Raw genomic sequence first — 15,211 nt, 5'->3', positions numbered from 1 at the left:
AGAGCTTATCCCTGCGTAGCCGGAGCAGTGCGGAAAGTCGCCGAACAGTTGATGAAGTCGGTGGTACCCGCGGGACGCCGGTCTACGCACGACGGCAAGGGTATTGACCCCCGCATTGGTCTGGACCAAACTGCGTCCACAGAAGAGTGGCCACTCGCGTAACCGCCCAACTCCTCGCCCCCAGGAGGCAGTAGTGGAACACGCACGCCCACGGCGCACCGCCCTCAGAGCCGCGGCGGCCGTCGGCGCCGCCGCCCTCGCGGTGGCGGGACTCGTCGCCACGTCCGGCAGCGCGAACGCCGCCGACACCAACATCGTGACCAACGGCGGGTTCGAGAGCGGCCTGTCCGGATGGTCCTGCACCGCCTCCAGCGGCGCGGCCGTCGGCTCCCCCGTGCACGGCGGCACCAAGGCGCTCCAGGGCACGCCCTCCTCCTCGGACAACTCCCGCTGCTCGCAGACCATCAGCGTCCGGCCCAACTCCACGTACACGCTGAGCGCGTTCGTCCAGGGCAGCTACGTCTACCTCGGCGCCACCGGCACCGGGATGACGGAGGCCTCGGTGTGGACCCCGTCCGCGTCCTCGTACCAGCAGCTGTCCACCAGCTTCACCACGGGCGCGAGCACCACCTCGGTCACCGTCTACCTGCACGGCTGGTACGCGCAGCCCGCCTACCTGGCCGACGACGTGAGCCTGCTGGGCGCGCCCGGCACGGGGACACCGACCCCGACCCCCACGCCGACCGACCCGACGCCCACCCCCACGCCCACCCCCACTCCCACACCTACGCCGACGCCCACCGGCGGCGGCTCGCTGCCCAAGCACGTCCTCACCGGCTACTGGCAGAACTTCAACAACGGCGCGACCGTCCAGACCATCGCCCAGGTCCCGGGCCAGTACGACATCATCGCGGTGTCGTTCGCCGACGCCACGACCACGCCCGGCGCGGTCTCCTTCACCCTCGACCCGGCACTGAACTACTCCGTCGGCCAGTTCAAGACCGACATCGCGGCGAAGAAGGCGGCCGGCAAGAAGGTCATCGTCTCCGTCGGCGGCCAGAACGGCACGATCAGCGTCACCGACTCCGCCTCGGCGAACAACTTCGCCAACAGCGTCTTCTCGCTGATGCAGACCTACGGTTTCGACGGCGTCGACATCGACCTGGAGAACGGGATCAACGCGACCTACATGACGCAGGCGCTGCGCTCCCTGTCGGCCAAGGCCGGCTCCGGGCTGGTCATCACGATGGCCCCGCAGACCATCGACATGCAGTCGACGTCCTTCGGCTACTTCCAGACCGCCCTGAACATCAAGGACATCCTGACCGTCGTCAACACCCAGTACTACAACAGCGGTTCCATGAACGGCTGCGACGGCAAGGTGTACTCGCAGGGCACGGTCGACTTCATCACCGCCCTGGCCTGCATCCAGCTGCAGAGCGGTCTGGCGCCCTCGCAGGTGGGTCTCGGCCTGCCGGCGTCGACCCGGGCGGCGGGCAGCGGCTACGTCTCGCCGACCGTGGTGAACAACGCCCTGGACTGCCTGACCAAGGGCACCAACTGCGGTTCCTTCAAACCCTCCACCACCTGGCCGGGGCTGCGCGGCGCGATGACCTGGTCCACCAACTGGGACGCGACCAACGGCAACGCCTTCTCGGGCACCGTCGGCCCGCACGTGCACGGGCTGCCGTAACCGTTGGGACCGTCACCGACGCACCGCGCCCCCGGGAGAGGTCCCGTCCCCCGGGGGCGCGGTGTCACGTCGGACCACCGGACCCACCGCGCCGAAGGCGCCGCCCGGTCAGTCCAGGACCGCGAGGGCGTCGATCTCGACGAGCAGTCCGGCGGGCAGGCCGACGTAGACCGTCGTACGGGCGGCGGGGGCGCCCTTCAGGCCCGCGAAGAACTCGTCGAAGAGGGCGTTGAACTCGGGGAAGTGCGCGGTGTCGGTGAGGTAGACCCGGATCATGACGACGTCCTCCCAGGACGAGCCGCCCTCCTCCAGCACCGCCTGCACGTTGGCGAGGGTCTGCAGGGTCTGCTCCCGCAGCCCCGGGCCCACGGGCGCGGGCGCCTGACCCGGCACGGCGGGGCCGAAGCCGACCTGACCGGCCACCTGCAGGACGTTGCCCTTGCGGACACCGTGGGAGAACCTGGCCGGCGGGGTGGTGTGGCCGGCCGGGGTGATCGCGGTCTTCTCGCTCATCTGGTTCCTTCGCTCGGTCTTCCGGAGTACTCGCGGCTGATCGCCTCCGCGGTGCGCCGGACCTGCGGGCGCAGCTTCAGCAATTCCTCCGCGCTGACGACCACATTGGGGGCGGAGAGGGAGCAGGCGGCCATGACGCGCCCGTCGGCGCCGCGGATCGGCGCGGCCACGCAGTTGATGGACTCCTCGTGACCGCCCAGGTCGCTCGCCCAGCCCTGCTCGCGGACCCGGGCGAGTTCGGCGAGGTAGGCGGCGGCGTCGGTGGTGGAACGCGCGGTGTAACGCGGGTACTCCAGGCCCTGCGCGACCGCGCGCCGCTCCGCCTCGGGCAGGTCGGCCAGGAGCAGCTTCGCCACGGCGGCCACGGTGATGGCGACGGGCTTGCCGATCCGCGAGTACATGCGGACCGGGTAGCGGCTCTCCACCTTGTCGATGTAGACGACCTCGCCCTCCTCGTACACCGCGAGGTGGACGGTGTGCCCGGTCAGTTCGCCCAGGGCGGCGAGGTGGGGGTGGGCGATGCCGCGGACGTCCAGGTTCTCCATCGCCTCCTGGGCGAGGGCGAACAGCCGGGTGCCGAGGCGGTAGCGCTGGTCGTCCTGGCGGTAGACCATGCCGTGCTCGTGCAGGGTGCGCAGCAGCCGCAGTGCGGTGGACTTGTGCACGTCCAGGCGGGTGGCGACCTGTTCGAGGTTGGCGGGCCCCTCCGCGAGCAGGGGCAGGATGCGCAGCGCGCGGTCCACGGTCTGGCTCATGCGCGCAGTCTCCCCCATGCCCCGTCACCGAGGGTGGCGAGGGAGTCGCCCCGTACCCCGATCACCGCGGCGGCCAGGGCGTGGCCCCGGGCGAGCCGCTCCCGCAGCGGGAGCGTGCGCAGCGTCGCCGACAGGAACCCCGCGGCGAAGGCGTCTCCGGCCCCGACGAGGTCGACGACGGGCGTGTCCGGCGCGGGCACGAAGACCCCGTCGGCGCCGTCCTCGTACGCGGTGGCACCGTGCGCGCCCTGCTTGACGACGAGGACGGCGGGACCGGGCAGGGCCTCGCGCACGGCGTCGGCGTCCGGCAGGCCCCAGGCGGCCTCGGCCTCGTCCTCGCCGACCAGGACGAGGTCGCAGCGGGCGGCGAGCCGGGCCAGCCGTACCGGGTCGGCCGAACGCCACAGGGCGGGGCGGTGGTTGACGTCGAAGGAGACCAGCGGACGGCCCGGAGCGGTAGCGGTGAGCTCGTGGACGAGGTCCGCGCACCCCTCGGAGAGCGCGGGCGTGATGCCGGACAGGTGCAGGACCCGGCCGGCCCAGGCCTCGTGGCGGGCCACGTTGCCCGGGCCCATGGCGGAGGCGGCGGAACCCGCCCGGTAGTAGGCGACCTCGCCGTCGCCGGTGCGGAAGTAGACCCCGGTGGGGCGGTCCCGGTCGCGGCGCACCCCCGAGACGTCCACGCCGGCCGCGGCGATCGTCGCCACCAGGTGGTCACCGAACGGGTCGGCGCCCACCCGGCTGATCCAGCGCACGGCATGGCCGAGACGGGCCAGCGCGCAGGCCACGTTGGACTCCGCGCCACCCGTCCCCCGGTCGAAGGCGGCCGCGTCGGCGAGGCGCTGCCCGGGCACGGAGGGGACGAAGGTGACCATGGACTCGCCCACGCACACGACGTCCACGGTCCCGGTCACTTCCGCTCCTCTCCGCGCACCGTTGACCCGGTGCTGGCCGGGATGTTAGACAGCGGGAAACACGGTACGCAACGGTCGTTGCACATATTGCAACGGCGGTGGACGGAGGCGGGATGGACCAGGTCACGGGCATCGGCGAGCTGCACCGGGAGCGGGTGGACCACCGCTTCAAGGGACTGCCGCCGGACGCCGACGGCCTGACCGTCGGCGAACTCGCCGCCGAGCGCCGCACCGTCTTCGACGGCGGCTTCACGACCCCGCTGCTCACGCTCTCCGAGCCCGCCCTGGAGCACAACCTCGCCCAGCTCGCCGACTGGACCGGCAAGCACGGCCTCGCCTTCGCGCCGCACGGCAAGACCTCCATGGCGCCGCAGCTCTTCGCCCGCCAGCTCGCCCACGGCGCGTGGGGCATCACCGCCGCCACCCCGCACCAGGTGCGGGTCTACCGGGCGTTCGGCGTGCGGCGCGTCTTCCTCGCCAACGAGCTCGTCGACGCGGCCGCGCTGCGCTGGCTGTCCCGCGAGCTCGCCGGCGACCCGGAGTTCCGCTTCGTCTGCTACGTGGACTCCGTGCGCGGGGTGGAGCTGATGGACGCGGCCCTGACGGCGGTCGTGGACGTCGTCGTCGAGCTCGGCGCGGAGGGAGGACGCACCGGCGTGCGCGGCCCGGAGGAGGCGGCGCGCGTCGCCGACGCGGTCGCCGCGGCGCGGCACCTGCGGCTCGTCGGCGTCGCGGGTTACGAGGCGGCGGCCCCGGACCCGCGCGGATGGCTCGGCGAACTCGTCGCGCTGGCACGGGACTTCGACGCGGCCGGGCGGTTCGCGGGGGCGGGATCCGGGGCCGGGGAGATCGTGGTGAGCGCGGGCGGCAGCGAGTGGTTCGACGCCGTGGCGGACGCGTTCGGCACGCTCGGGGACCTGTCCCTGCCGGTGCTCGGGCTCCTGCGGTCCGGGGCGTACGTCACGCACGACGACGTCCACTACCGCGATCTGACGCCGTTCCACGACCGCATCCCCGCGGAGGGGTCGCTCGAACCCGCCTTCCGCCTCTGGACGCAGGTGCTCTCCCGGCCCGAGCCCGGCCTCGCCCTCCTCAACGCGGGCAAGCGCGACGCGCCGTACGACCTCGACCTCCCGGTGCCGCAGCTCGTGCGCCGCGCCGACGGTTCCGCCGTCCCGGCGGCCGGGCTCACGGTCACGAAGCTCGCCGACCAGCACGCGTTCGTGGACGTCGCCCCCGGGGCGCGGGACCTGGCGGTCGGCGACTGGGTGGGGCTGGGGGTGTCGCATCCGTGCACGGCGTTCGACAAGTGGCAGCTCATCCCTGTCGTGGACGCGGGTGGGGTCGTCACGGATTTCGTCCGCACGTTCTTCTGACGGCCCGGTTGTTTGTGTGCGGGTTGTTTGCGCCTGCGGCGGGCATCCCCCACCCTGCCGCGCCGGCGCACGCCCCCAGCCTTCGGCCGGGGTGCCCCCATGGGGGCACCCCGCCACACCCCCTCCTGCCGTTGGGGCGACTAGCGGCCAGTGGGGGGTAAGAAGGCGGTCCGGGGCTGCCGCAAGTGCCTTACACCCCCCACCGGCCGTCATGCGCCCATACGACGGGAGGGGGTGTGGCGGGGTGCGCCCGGAAACGACGAGCGGCGAACCCGGTACGCAACGATGTGGGGGTAAACCGCGAGCGCTGTGGGGGTCCCCCCGGCCGAAGGCTGGGGGAGTGCGCCGGCGCGGCACCGACCCAGGCACACGGTGCGAGGCCCGCACTGACCGCGCCGGGCAATCGGGCGGGCGGCGGGGAAACCGTCAACCCCGACCACAACGGTGCCGCAGACGAAGAACCCGCACAAAGGAGACGCACGGATGGAGTTGGCGATTCGCGGCGCGACCGTCGTGGACGGGTCCGGGGGGACCCCGGCGTACCGGGCGGACGTGCGCGTCGTGGACGGCCGGATCACGGAGATCGGGACGGTGCGCGGCGCACGCCACACGCTGGACGCCCGCGGGCTCGTGCTCGCCCCCGGGTTCATCGACATGCACGCGCACAGCGACCTGGCCCTGCTCACGGACCCCGCGCACGAGGCGAAGGCGGCGCAGGGCGTGACCCTGGAGGTGCTGGGCCAGGACGGGTTGTCGTACGCCCCCGTGGACGACCGCACCCTGGCCGGGCTGCGCCGCCAGCTCGCGGGGTGGAACGGCGACCCCGAGGGCCTGGAGTACGACTGGCGCAGCGTCGGCGAGTACCTGGACCGCCTGGACCGGGGCATCGCCGTGAACGCCGCGTACCTGGTCCCGCAGGGCACCGTGCGGATGCTGGCCGTCGGGTGGGAGGACCGTCCGGCGACCACGGCGGAGCTGGACCGGATGAAGGAACTGGTCGCCGAGGGGCTGGCGCAGGGGGCCGTGGGGATGTCGTCCGGGCTGACGTACACCCCGGGGATGTACGCCTCGGGCGCCGAGCTGACCGAGCTGTGCCGGGTCGTGGCCGCCCACGGCGGCTACTACTGCCCGCACCAGCGCAGTTACGGCGCCGGCGCGCTCGAGGCCTACGCCGAGATGATCGCCGTGACCCGGGAGGCGGGCTGCGCCCTGCACCTGGCGCACGCCACGATGAACTTCGGGGTGAACGCGGGCCGTGCGCCGGAGCTGCTCGCGCTGCTGGACGAGGCGCTCGCCGCGGGGGCGGACGTCACCCTGGACACGTACCCCTACCTGCCGGGCTGCACGACGCTCGCGGCGACCCTGCCGAGCTGGGCGACGGAGGGTGGTCCCGAGGCGACCCTCGCCCGGCTCCGGGACGACGCGCAGGCGGAACGCATCCGGCACGCGATGGAGGTGGAGGGGTCGGACGGCTGCCACGGCGTGCCCGTGGAGTGGCGGACGCTGGAGGTCTCCGGGGTGCGCGAGCCTGCCCTGGCGGGCCATGTGGGGCGCCGGCTGCCGGACTTCGCTACGGCGCGCCGGCTGCTGCTGGAGGACCGGCTGGGCACGACGGTCCTCCAGCACGTGGGCCACGAGGAGAACGTCCGGGCGATCATGCGCCACCGCGTCCACACCGGCGGCAGCGACGGCCTGCTCGTCGGCGACAAACCGCATCCCCGCGCGTACGGCACGTTCCCGCACTACCTCGGCCACTACGTGCGCGAGCTCGGGGTGCTCGGCCTGGAGGAGTGCGTCGCGCACCTCACCGGACGCCCCGCGGCCCGGCTGGGGCTGCCGGACCGCGGCCTGGTCCGCGAGGGCCACCGTGCGGACCTGGTGCTGTTCGACCCGGGGACGGTCGCCGCGGGCGCGACGTACGAGGCGCCGCGCACGCTGCCCACCGGCATCCCGTACGTGCTCGTCGACGGGCGGTTCGTCATCGAGGACGGCCGCCGTACGGACGTCCTGGCGGGACGCTCGGTGCGGAGTCGGGCTGCCGCAGGACGTGGTCGATGAGGTCGCGCAGCGCGGCGGGTTCGCAGACGAGGCCGAGGGCGCCGGCCCGGCGGGCGCGCTCCTCGCGCTCCGGGGCGACCCAGCCCGCGTAGAAGAGCGCGGGGCCGGTGTAGCGGCCGGTGCCGCGCAGGTGCTCCAGGTCGGTGAAGCCCGCCTGCGGGTCGCCGTGGCGCTCGATGTCGGAGATCAGCAGGTCCGGGACGGCGAGCGGCAACCGCTCCTCCGCACCGGCGCGGTCCTCGACGACCTCGACCTCGGCGCCCTTGTGCCGCAGGGCCCGGACCTCGGTGGCGACGGTCCCGGGGTTGTCGTCGATCCACAGCACGCGCAGCCCGGTATACGGGCCGTCCTCCGGGGCCCGGGGAGGCTCGGGTGCGGCCTGCGGGACGGCCTGGTCCAGGTCGACCGTCGTGATCACGGCGGCCAGGGGGGAGCGTCGCAGGCGGTGGACCAGGTCGGCGGCCTCGGGCATGCGGACGAGGTCGTCGACGAGGGAGGTGAACGCGCGGTCCGCGACCAGCGCCGGGAAGGACGGGGGGAGCTGCCGTTCCAGTTCGGCCAGGGCCCGGGCGCGCTCCTCCGGTCCGGGGTCGGCGGCGAGCGGCACCTCGTGCTCGGCGAGGAGGCGGCGCACCAGTGCGTCGCCCTGGCCGGTGGGGACCGCGGGCGAGCGCAGCAGGCGCCGCACCGCCCGGTAGTCCAGGAACTCCTGGATCGCGTCGTTGCCGCGTCCGCCGACCAGCACGCCGTGGAAGTCGCCGTACAGGTACTGCAGCAGGAGCATGCGGAGCATGACCTCGGGGCCGAAGTCCTGCCAGACGGGGTTGAGTCCGGCCTCCAGGACGAATCCGTTGAGCAGCCTCTTGACGCGGCGTGGATTGCCCCCGGTGCGTTCGGCGAGCAGGTTGACGTGGGTGTCGTCGAGGAGCGCGCCGATGCCGGCCCGTTCGGCGCATCCGCGCACGTATCCCTCGATGTCCTCGGGGGGCGGTACGCGGTAGTTGGTCTGGAAGACCTTCTCCATGAAGGCGGAGCCCGCCGGGGACAGGTCGCCGAGCAGGCCGCCCGGGGACAGCGCGGAGCGGTCGCAGCCGATGACGAAGGCCACCCCGGGAACGTCGAGGTAGACCTTGACGGCCTCGCAGACGGCGAGCACGGTCTCCTCGGCGCAGCGGTCGAGGTCGTCGATGAAGACGACGAGCAGCCGGCGCGGCGCGTGCTCGCCGGTGTCGGCCCACTGCGTCGCCAGGTCCCGCAGGGCGTCGCGCATCTCGTTGCGGGCCTGGGCGTTGACGGAGAGGCTGCGCCACAGCTCGTCGACCAGGCCCGCCGCACCGAGCGGTCCGGCGAGCAGCGTGGCCGCGGCCCGCAGGGTCCGCAGCAGGGCACGGTGCTCGGTCGCGCGGTGCAGGGCGCGGCGCAGCAGCCGGCGGTCGAACTGCGTCAGGACGGACTTGATCAGGCCTTCCAGGGCGTCGGCACCGCGTGAGGTCCAGGCGTTGTACCAGACGGTGTGGACGTCGGCGGTGTCCCGGAGCTCGGCGTCGAGCAGGCGCATCAGGCTGCTCTTGCCCGTCCCCCATCCGGCGTCGACGGCGAGGGTGAACGGGGTGGATCCGCGCGAGTCGAGGAGCAGCCGGGCGAGTTGCCGCGCGGCGCGCCCCGCTCCGAGGAGGTCGTCGTCGGCACTGGCGACAGGTTCGTCGTTGAGTAACGAGAACATGCGGCGAGAGTAGCGGCATGTCACCATTCGGCGCATACGTGGCCAAGAACACGGGGCGGTCCCCGGTACCTGCCCGTAAGCTCACGGACATGCAGGTGATCCAGTCCACGAAGCTCTCCAACGTCTGCTACGACATCCGCGGCCCGGTGCTGGAGGAGGCCATGCGGCTGGAGGCGGCGGGTCATCGCATCCTGAAGCTGAACACCGGCAATCCCGCCGCCTTCGGTTTCGAGTGCCCCCCGGAGATCCTCGAGGACATGCTGCGCAGCCTGGGCGGCGCGCACGGCTACGGCGACTCCAAGGGCATCCTGCCGGCGCGGCGGGCGGTCATGCAGCACTACCAGACCAAGGGCGTCGAGCTGGACGTCGAGGACATCTACCTCGGCAACGGCGTCTCCGAGCTGATCCAGATGTCGATGCAGGCGTTGCTGGACGACGGCGACGAGGTGCTGATCCCGGCCCCCGACTACCCGCTGTGGACGGCCGCGGTCTCGCTGTCGGGCGGCACCCCGGTGCACTACCGCTGCGACGAGCAGGCGGACTGGTTCCCCGACCTCGCCGACATCGAGCGCAAGATCACCGACCGCACCAAGGCGCTGGTGATCATCAACCCGAACAACCCGACGGGCGCGGTCTACGACGACGAGCTGCTGCGGCAGCTCACCGACATCGCCCGCCGCCACAACCTGATCGTCTGCTCGGACGAGATCTACGACAAGATCCTCTACGACGGGGTGACCCACACCCCGACCGCGGTGGTCGCCCCCGACCTGCTGACGCTGACCTTCAACGGCCTGTCGAAGGCCTACCGGGTGGCCGGCTACCGCAGCGGCTGGCTCGCGGTGTGCGGCCCGAAGGAGCACGCGACCAGCTACCTCGAGGGCCTGACCATCCTGGCGAACATGCGCCTGTGCGCGAACGTCCCCGCCCAGCACGCGGTGGCCACCGCCCTCGGCGGCCGCCAGTCGATCAAGGACCTGGTGCTGCCGGGCGGCCGGCTGGCCGAGCAGCGGGACGTGGCGTACGAGCTGCTGACGCAGATCCCCGGGGTGACCTGCGTGCGGCCGAAGGGGGCGCTCTACGCGTTCCCGCGGCTCGACCCGAAGGTCTACAAGGTCAAGGACGACCAGCAGATGGTGCTGGACCTGCTGCGGGCCGAGCGGATCCTGGTGGTGCAGGGCACCGGCTTCAACTGGCCGGAGCCGGACCACTTCCGCCTGGTCACGCTGCCGGCGAAGGAGGACCTGGCGGACGCGGTGGGCCGGATCGCGCGCTTCCTGGACGGCTACGGGCAGCCGTAGCCCGGGCCGATACCTCGAAAAGCTCCCTCCTTGGACTGAGTCCAAGGTAGGATGTACTCCTGATTGCAGGAGGAGTGCACCCATGTACGAACCGATCCGCACCAAATCGGTCCATACGACGGCGGCGCCCACCTCTCCGCGACGCAGTCGTGACGAGGAGCTGGACCTCCAGCTCGCCGGACACCTCGCCGCCCTGCTCACCGTCACCGACGAGCTGCGGGCGCTGGAGTGCAGCCCGGACCTCGACCGTGCCGCGGAGCAGCTCGCCGAGGCCGTGGCGGGCCTGCACCACGGACGTCCGCCGCTGCGGCTCTCCCCGGCTCCGGCCGGACGGGGGCGGGCGGAAGCGGCCCGTGTGGCGGCCCTGCACCGGAGGGCCCGCGCGCTCGCCGGCCGGGCCCTGGTGGTCGCCGAGTCACGCCAGAACGCGGAGGCCGCGGCGCTCGCCGAGCGCCACATCGCGGTCCACACCGCAGCCGCCTAGGAACCGCCCGAGGGCCGGGACCGGAGTTCGCGCTTCCGGTCCCGGCCCTCGGTGTGAGGGTCGGCGCGGCCCGCCCGTGGGGCGATGGTCAGGGTCGGGGATCCCACGACCGGGCCATGCCCACCACCGGGCCGCCCGCCCGCGCCGCACGCACGGGGAGGGTCGGGCCGCCCGGATTCCGGTGGGGCCTAGTCCAGACGCTTGACCAGGGCCCGGTACTCGTCCCACAGCTCCTTCGGCGTGTGGTCGCCGAAGGTCTCCAGGTGGGACGGGATGAGGGAGGCCTCGTGCCGCCAGGTGTCGACGTCGACCGAGAGCAGCAGGTCGAGGTCCGCCTGGGAGATGTCCAGACCGCTGGTGTCGAGGGAGCCCTCGGCCGGCAGGACGCCGATCGGGGTCTCGACGCCCTCGGCCTGGCCGTTGAGGCGCTCGACGATCCACTTCAGCACGCGGCTGTTCTCGCCGAAGCCCGGCCACACGAACCGGCCGTCCGCGTCCTTGCGGAACCAGTTCACGTAGTAGATCTTCGGGAGCTTGCCGGCCTCGTGCTTCTGGCCGAGCTTGACCCAGTGACCGAAGTAGTCGCCCATGTTGTAACCGCAGAACGGGAGCATCGCGAACGGGTCGCGGCGCAGCTCGCCGACCTTGCCCTCGGCGGCGGCGGTCTTCTCGGAGGCGACGTTGGCACCGAGGAAGACACCGTGCTGCCAGTCGAAGGACTCGGTGACCAGCGGTACGGCCGAGGCACGGCGGCCGCCGAAGAGGATCGCCGAGATCGGCACGCCCTTGGGGTCCTCCCACTCGGGCGCGATGGTCGGGCACTGGCTGGCCGGGACGGTGAAGCGGGCGTTGGGGTGGGCGGCCGGGGTCCCGGACTCCGGCGTCCAGGAGTTGCCCTTCCAGTCCGTGAGGTGGGCCGGGAGCTCCTCGGTCATGCCCTCCCACCAGACGTCGTTGTCGTCGGTGAGGGCGACGTTGGTGAAGACCGAGTTGCCCCACAGGGTCTTCATCGCGTTGGCGTTGGTGTGCTCGCCGGTGCCCGGCGCGACGCCGAAGAAGCCCGCCTCGGGGTTGATCGCGTAGAGGCGGCCGTCCTCGCCGAAGCGCATCCAGGCGATGTCGTCGCCGATGGTCTCCACGGTCCAGCCGGGGATGGTCGGCTCCAGCATGGCGAGGTTGGTCTTGCCGCAGGCGCTCGGGAAGGCGGCGGCCACGTACTTGGCCTCGCCCCGCGGCGGCGTGAGCTTGAGGACGAGCATGTGCTCGGCCAGCCAGCCCTCGTCCCGGGCCATGACCGAGGCTATGCGCAGGGCGTAGCACTTCTTGCCGAGCAGGGCGTTGCCGCCGTAGCCGGAGCCGTAGGACCAGATCTCACGGCTCTCGGGGAAGTGCGAGATGTACTTGGTGGAGTTGCACGGCCACGGGACGTCGTCCTGGCCGGGCTCCAGCGGGGCGCCGACGGAGTGCACGGCCTTGACGAAGAAGCCGTCCTCGCCGAGCTCGTCCAGCACGTCCTGGCCCATGCGCGTCATGGTCCGCATGGCGGTGGCGACGTACGCGGAGTCGGTGATCTCCACGCCGATCGCGGACAGCTCAGAGCCGAGCGGGCCCATGCAGAACGGGACGACGTACATGGTGCGGCCGCGCATGGCGCCGCGGAAAAGACCCTGCTCCCCCGTGAAGATCTCCCGCATCTCGGCGGGGGCCTTCCAGTGGTTGGTCGGGCCGGCGTCCTGCTCCCGCTCGGAGCAGATGAAGGTGCGGTCCTCCACACGAGCGACGTCGGTCGGGTCGGAGGCGGCGTAGTACGAGTTGGGGCGCTTGATCGGGTCGAGCTTCTTGAAGGTGCCCTTCGAGACGAGCTCGTCCGCGAGGCGCTGGTACTCCTCCTCGGAGCCGTCGCACCACACGATCTCGTCCGGCTGGGCCAGCTCGGCTATCTCGCCGACCCATGCGATCAGGTCCTGGTGATTGGTGGGAGCCGCATTGACGCGCGCCACGATCGCTCCGTTCCGCCCGGTGTGCACTCACCTGGCGTCAGATTCCGAGGGTGTGTTGTCGGCCCCTTGGGGGCTGCGACCCGGATGCTGCTGTCGTGGGATGCTCATCCGGTGCCGTCCGCACTCATATGAGTATCAGGACAGGAAACGCGATCTGTCCAGGGCGCGTGGGGTGAGCATCGCCACTCCCAACGTCCGGCGACACCCCCGTACTACGGATCGGTAACCTACGCAACCGTAGCTAGCATTGCTTTCATGAGCTCCGTGGACGAGACTCCCGTTGTGCCCGCCGCCCTTGAAGAACTCGCATCCGCTGCCGCCCCCTTGAAGCCCAAGCTGAGGGGGTGGCTCCATGCCGGGATGTTCCCCGCCGCCCTTGTCGCCGGGGTCGCCCTGACCGCCTTCGCCGAGAGCACCCGCGGGCGGATCGCCTGCGCCGTCTTCACGCTCACCGCCTGCGCGCTGTTCGGCGTGAGCGCCCTCTACCACCGCGGCGACTGGGGTCCCCGGGCCTCGGCAGTGCTGCGCCGGCTGGACCACGCGAACATCTTCCTGATCATCGCGGGGACCTACACGCCGTTCACGCTCCTGCTGCTGCCGGACGGCAAGCAGGAGGTCCTGCTCTGGCTCGTCTGGGCCGGGGCCCTGGCGGGCATCGCGTTCCGGGTCTTCTGGGTGGGCGCGCCGCGCTGGCTCTACACGCCCTGCTACATCGCCCTCGGCTGGGCGGCGGTCTTCTTCCTGCCCGACTTCATGCGGAAGGGCGGCATCGCGGTGCTCGTCCTGATCGTCGTGGGCGGCCTGCTGTACAGCGTCGGAGCGGTGATCTACGGGACCAAGCGGCCCAACCCCTCGCCCCGCTTCTTCGGCTTCCACGAGGTCTTCCACTCGTTCACGCTGGCCGCGTTCATCGTGCACTACGTCGGCATCTCGCTGGTGGCCTACAACCACGCCTAGGCCGTGTCGTCAAAGGAGCGCCGGCCGCCCGGAGGGCGGGCCCAGCGGCGTCTGGTGCGGTACATCGCAAGGCGGAGAGTCGTCCTCGTAGTGGGCTACTCGGACGATTCGACAACGCAGCGAGGTGCCGTGCCAGGCACCGCTGGGCAGGCGGGACTTTGACGACACGGCCTAGCTCCCCCGCCCGCCGAACGCCGGGGCCCCGACGCGGACGCCCCCCACCCGACTGCGGGTGGGGGGCGTCCGGCATCCCGGGGCGGCCGTCAGACCCTGCGGCGCCAGCGCTCGGGGATCCAGCGGGTCAGCAGGCGGTTGGCGGGCTCCTCGACGAAACGGTGGAGGGCCCAGGACATCGCGAAGACGACGACGGCCATGCCGATCATGCTGAAGAGCGCCGAGTTCTCGTCCGGGATCCTGCCCCACCTGTAGGTCGAGAACCGGCTCACCGCGTGGTGCAGGAGGTAGAAGCTGTACGACCACATGCCCAGCGAGATCAGCAGCGGGTTGTGGAGCACGCTGCGGTGCCCCGCGATGTCCCGCTGGACGAACGCGACCATGATCAGGACGGCGAGCACGGCGATGACCGGGCGCAGCGTGTAGTCCAGCTGCGCGTCGTACCCGCTCGACAGGTGCGCGCGCAGCTGCACGTAGGCGTAGACGTAGGCGAGCAGCAGCGCCACGGGCACGAAGGGCCGCAACGGGATCCGCCACCCGCGGCGGATCAGCAGGGCCATCGTCATGCCCAGCAGGAACTCGGGCAGGTACACCGCCGGGTGCCGCATGATCCAGCGCGCCATGGGCCCGTCCAGCGTCGCGGAGGCCCACCAGTCCACCGCCCACATCCCGACGAGGCCGGCGACCGTCACGGCGACCAGCAGGGGCGTGCGCAGCCGGACGACGACGCGGGCGAGCAGCGGGAACAGGGCGTAGAAGAGGACCTCGACGCCCAGGGTCCAGGTCACCGGGTTGCCGGGCAGCGTGGGCGTGGCGTGCGGGAACCAGTTCTGGACGAAGAACAGCGAGGCGATGACGTACTTCCAGTCGATGGGCACGTGTGCCTTGACGTAGAAGACGTAGATGGCCGGCACGGCGGCGACCAGGGCCGCCGGCCAGATGCGCGCCACACGCCGCCAGTAGAACGCGACCGGATGCTCCTGCGGCTTGAACACCCAGGTCAGCAGGAAGCCCGAGAGGACGAAGAAGAAGGTCACGCCATGGGCGCCCATCTCCGAGTACGGGAAGATCGCGGGGGCGCGTCCGTAGCCCGTCGCTCCGCCCAGCCCCGTGAAGTGGTGCGCATTTTCCTATCACCCCAGCGGGCCGTGTCAAGGCGACGCCGGGCTTCCGCACGCCTGGGGGTGACAGTTACTCTTTTTTGAGAGTCACTGTCATTTGATGGTGGCTTTCGGATGCTGCCCCGGTACCCGGTCAGCCGGT

At 71.8% G+C, this 15,211-nt stretch carries 11 protein-coding genes and 1 pseudogene; 6 read left to right on the top strand and 6 right to left on the bottom strand.

What is annotated here, in order from left to right:
* Positions 1-193: 193 nt before the first annotated feature.
* Complete coding sequence (locus AC1VWI_RS27540) at positions 194-1,693, top strand: chitinase (protein ID WP_499513688.1); 1,500 nt, start codon at positions 194-196, stop codon at positions 1,691-1,693.
* Between the two features lie 108 nt (positions 1,694-1,801).
* On the opposite strand, the gene AC1VWI_RS27535 is transcribed toward AC1VWI_RS27540, so the two are convergent.
* From AC1VWI_RS27535 to AC1VWI_RS27525, 3 genes are read right to left on the bottom strand one after another with little or no spacing between them, the layout of a single operon-like run.
* On the bottom strand, positions 1,802-2,206 hold the full coding sequence (locus tag AC1VWI_RS27535) for a RidA family protein (protein WP_499513687.1): 405 nt from the start codon (positions 2,204-2,206) through the stop codon (positions 1,802-1,804).
* On the bottom strand, positions 2,203-2,961 hold the full coding sequence (locus AC1VWI_RS27530) for an IclR family transcriptional regulator (RefSeq protein WP_499513686.1): 759 nt from the start codon (positions 2,959-2,961) through the stop codon (positions 2,203-2,205). Before AC1VWI_RS27530 ends, AC1VWI_RS27535 begins: the two co-directional genes overlap by 4 nt.
* Complete coding sequence (locus tag AC1VWI_RS27525) at positions 2,958-3,875, bottom strand: sugar kinase (protein ID WP_499513685.1); 918 nt, start codon at positions 3,873-3,875, stop codon at positions 2,958-2,960. The genes AC1VWI_RS27530 and AC1VWI_RS27525 overlap by 4 nt, the downstream gene beginning before the upstream one ends.
* A gap of 113 nt (positions 3,876-3,988) precedes the next feature.
* On the opposite strand from AC1VWI_RS27525, the gene AC1VWI_RS27520 reads away from it, so the two are divergent.
* A complete protein-coding gene (locus AC1VWI_RS27520) occupies positions 3,989-5,251 on the top strand; it encodes an alanine racemase (protein ID WP_499513684.1) in 1,263 nt (420 codons plus the stop codon).
* Between the two features lie 483 nt (positions 5,252-5,734).
* On the top strand, positions 5,735-7,309 hold the full coding sequence (locus AC1VWI_RS27515) for an N-acyl-D-amino-acid deacylase family protein (protein ID WP_499513683.1): 1,575 nt from the start codon (positions 5,735-5,737) through the stop codon (positions 7,307-7,309).
* Here the strand turns inward: AC1VWI_RS27515 and AC1VWI_RS27510 are convergent.
* Positions 7,230-9,032, bottom strand: coding sequence for a P-loop NTPase fold protein (locus AC1VWI_RS27510; protein ID WP_499513682.1), 1,803 nt, complete (start codon positions 9,030-9,032; stop codon positions 7,230-7,232). The genes AC1VWI_RS27515 and AC1VWI_RS27510 overlap by 80 nt on opposite strands.
* Positions 9,033-9,121: 89 nt before the next feature.
* Between AC1VWI_RS27510 and AC1VWI_RS27505 the strand changes: the two genes are divergently transcribed.
* Positions 9,122-10,333, top strand: a complete 1,212-nt coding sequence (locus AC1VWI_RS27505; RefSeq protein WP_499513681.1) for a pyridoxal phosphate-dependent aminotransferase — start codon at positions 9,122-9,124, stop codon at positions 10,331-10,333.
* Positions 10,334-10,415: 82 nt separating this feature from the next.
* Positions 10,416-10,817 carry an SCO4983 family protein gene (locus tag AC1VWI_RS27500; RefSeq protein ID WP_499513680.1) on the top strand — a complete coding sequence of 134 codons (402 nt, stop codon included), beginning with the start codon at positions 10,416-10,418 and terminating at the stop codon, positions 10,815-10,817.
* Positions 10,818-11,005: 188 nt separating this feature from the next.
* Here AC1VWI_RS27500 and AC1VWI_RS27495 read toward each other — a convergent pair whose 3' ends face one another.
* Complete coding sequence (locus AC1VWI_RS27495; protein ID WP_499513679.1) at positions 11,006-12,817, bottom strand: phosphoenolpyruvate carboxykinase (GTP); 1,812 nt, start codon at positions 12,815-12,817, stop codon at positions 11,006-11,008.
* Between the two features lie 255 nt (positions 12,818-13,072).
* On the opposite strand from AC1VWI_RS27495, the gene trhA reads away from it, so the two are divergent.
* The gene (trhA, locus tag AC1VWI_RS27490; RefSeq protein WP_499513678.1) at positions 13,073-13,774 is read left to right on the top strand and encodes a PAQR family membrane homeostasis protein TrhA; all 702 of its coding nucleotides are present in this window, start codon (positions 13,073-13,075) and stop codon (positions 13,772-13,774) included.
* Positions 13,775-14,037: 263 nt separating this feature from the next.
* On the opposite strand, the pseudogene AC1VWI_RS27485 reads toward trhA, so the two are convergent.
* Positions 14,038-15,057: pseudogene (locus AC1VWI_RS27485) on the bottom strand (acyltransferase family protein); the annotation flags it as partial.
* Positions 15,058-15,211: the final 154 nt, after the last annotated feature.

The sequence above is a fragment of the Streptomyces sp. TOM-9 genome (genome assembly GCF_056858595.1).
Note: the sequence above shows the minus strand (reverse complement) of the source record. Positions and strands in the feature narration are given on the sequence as shown.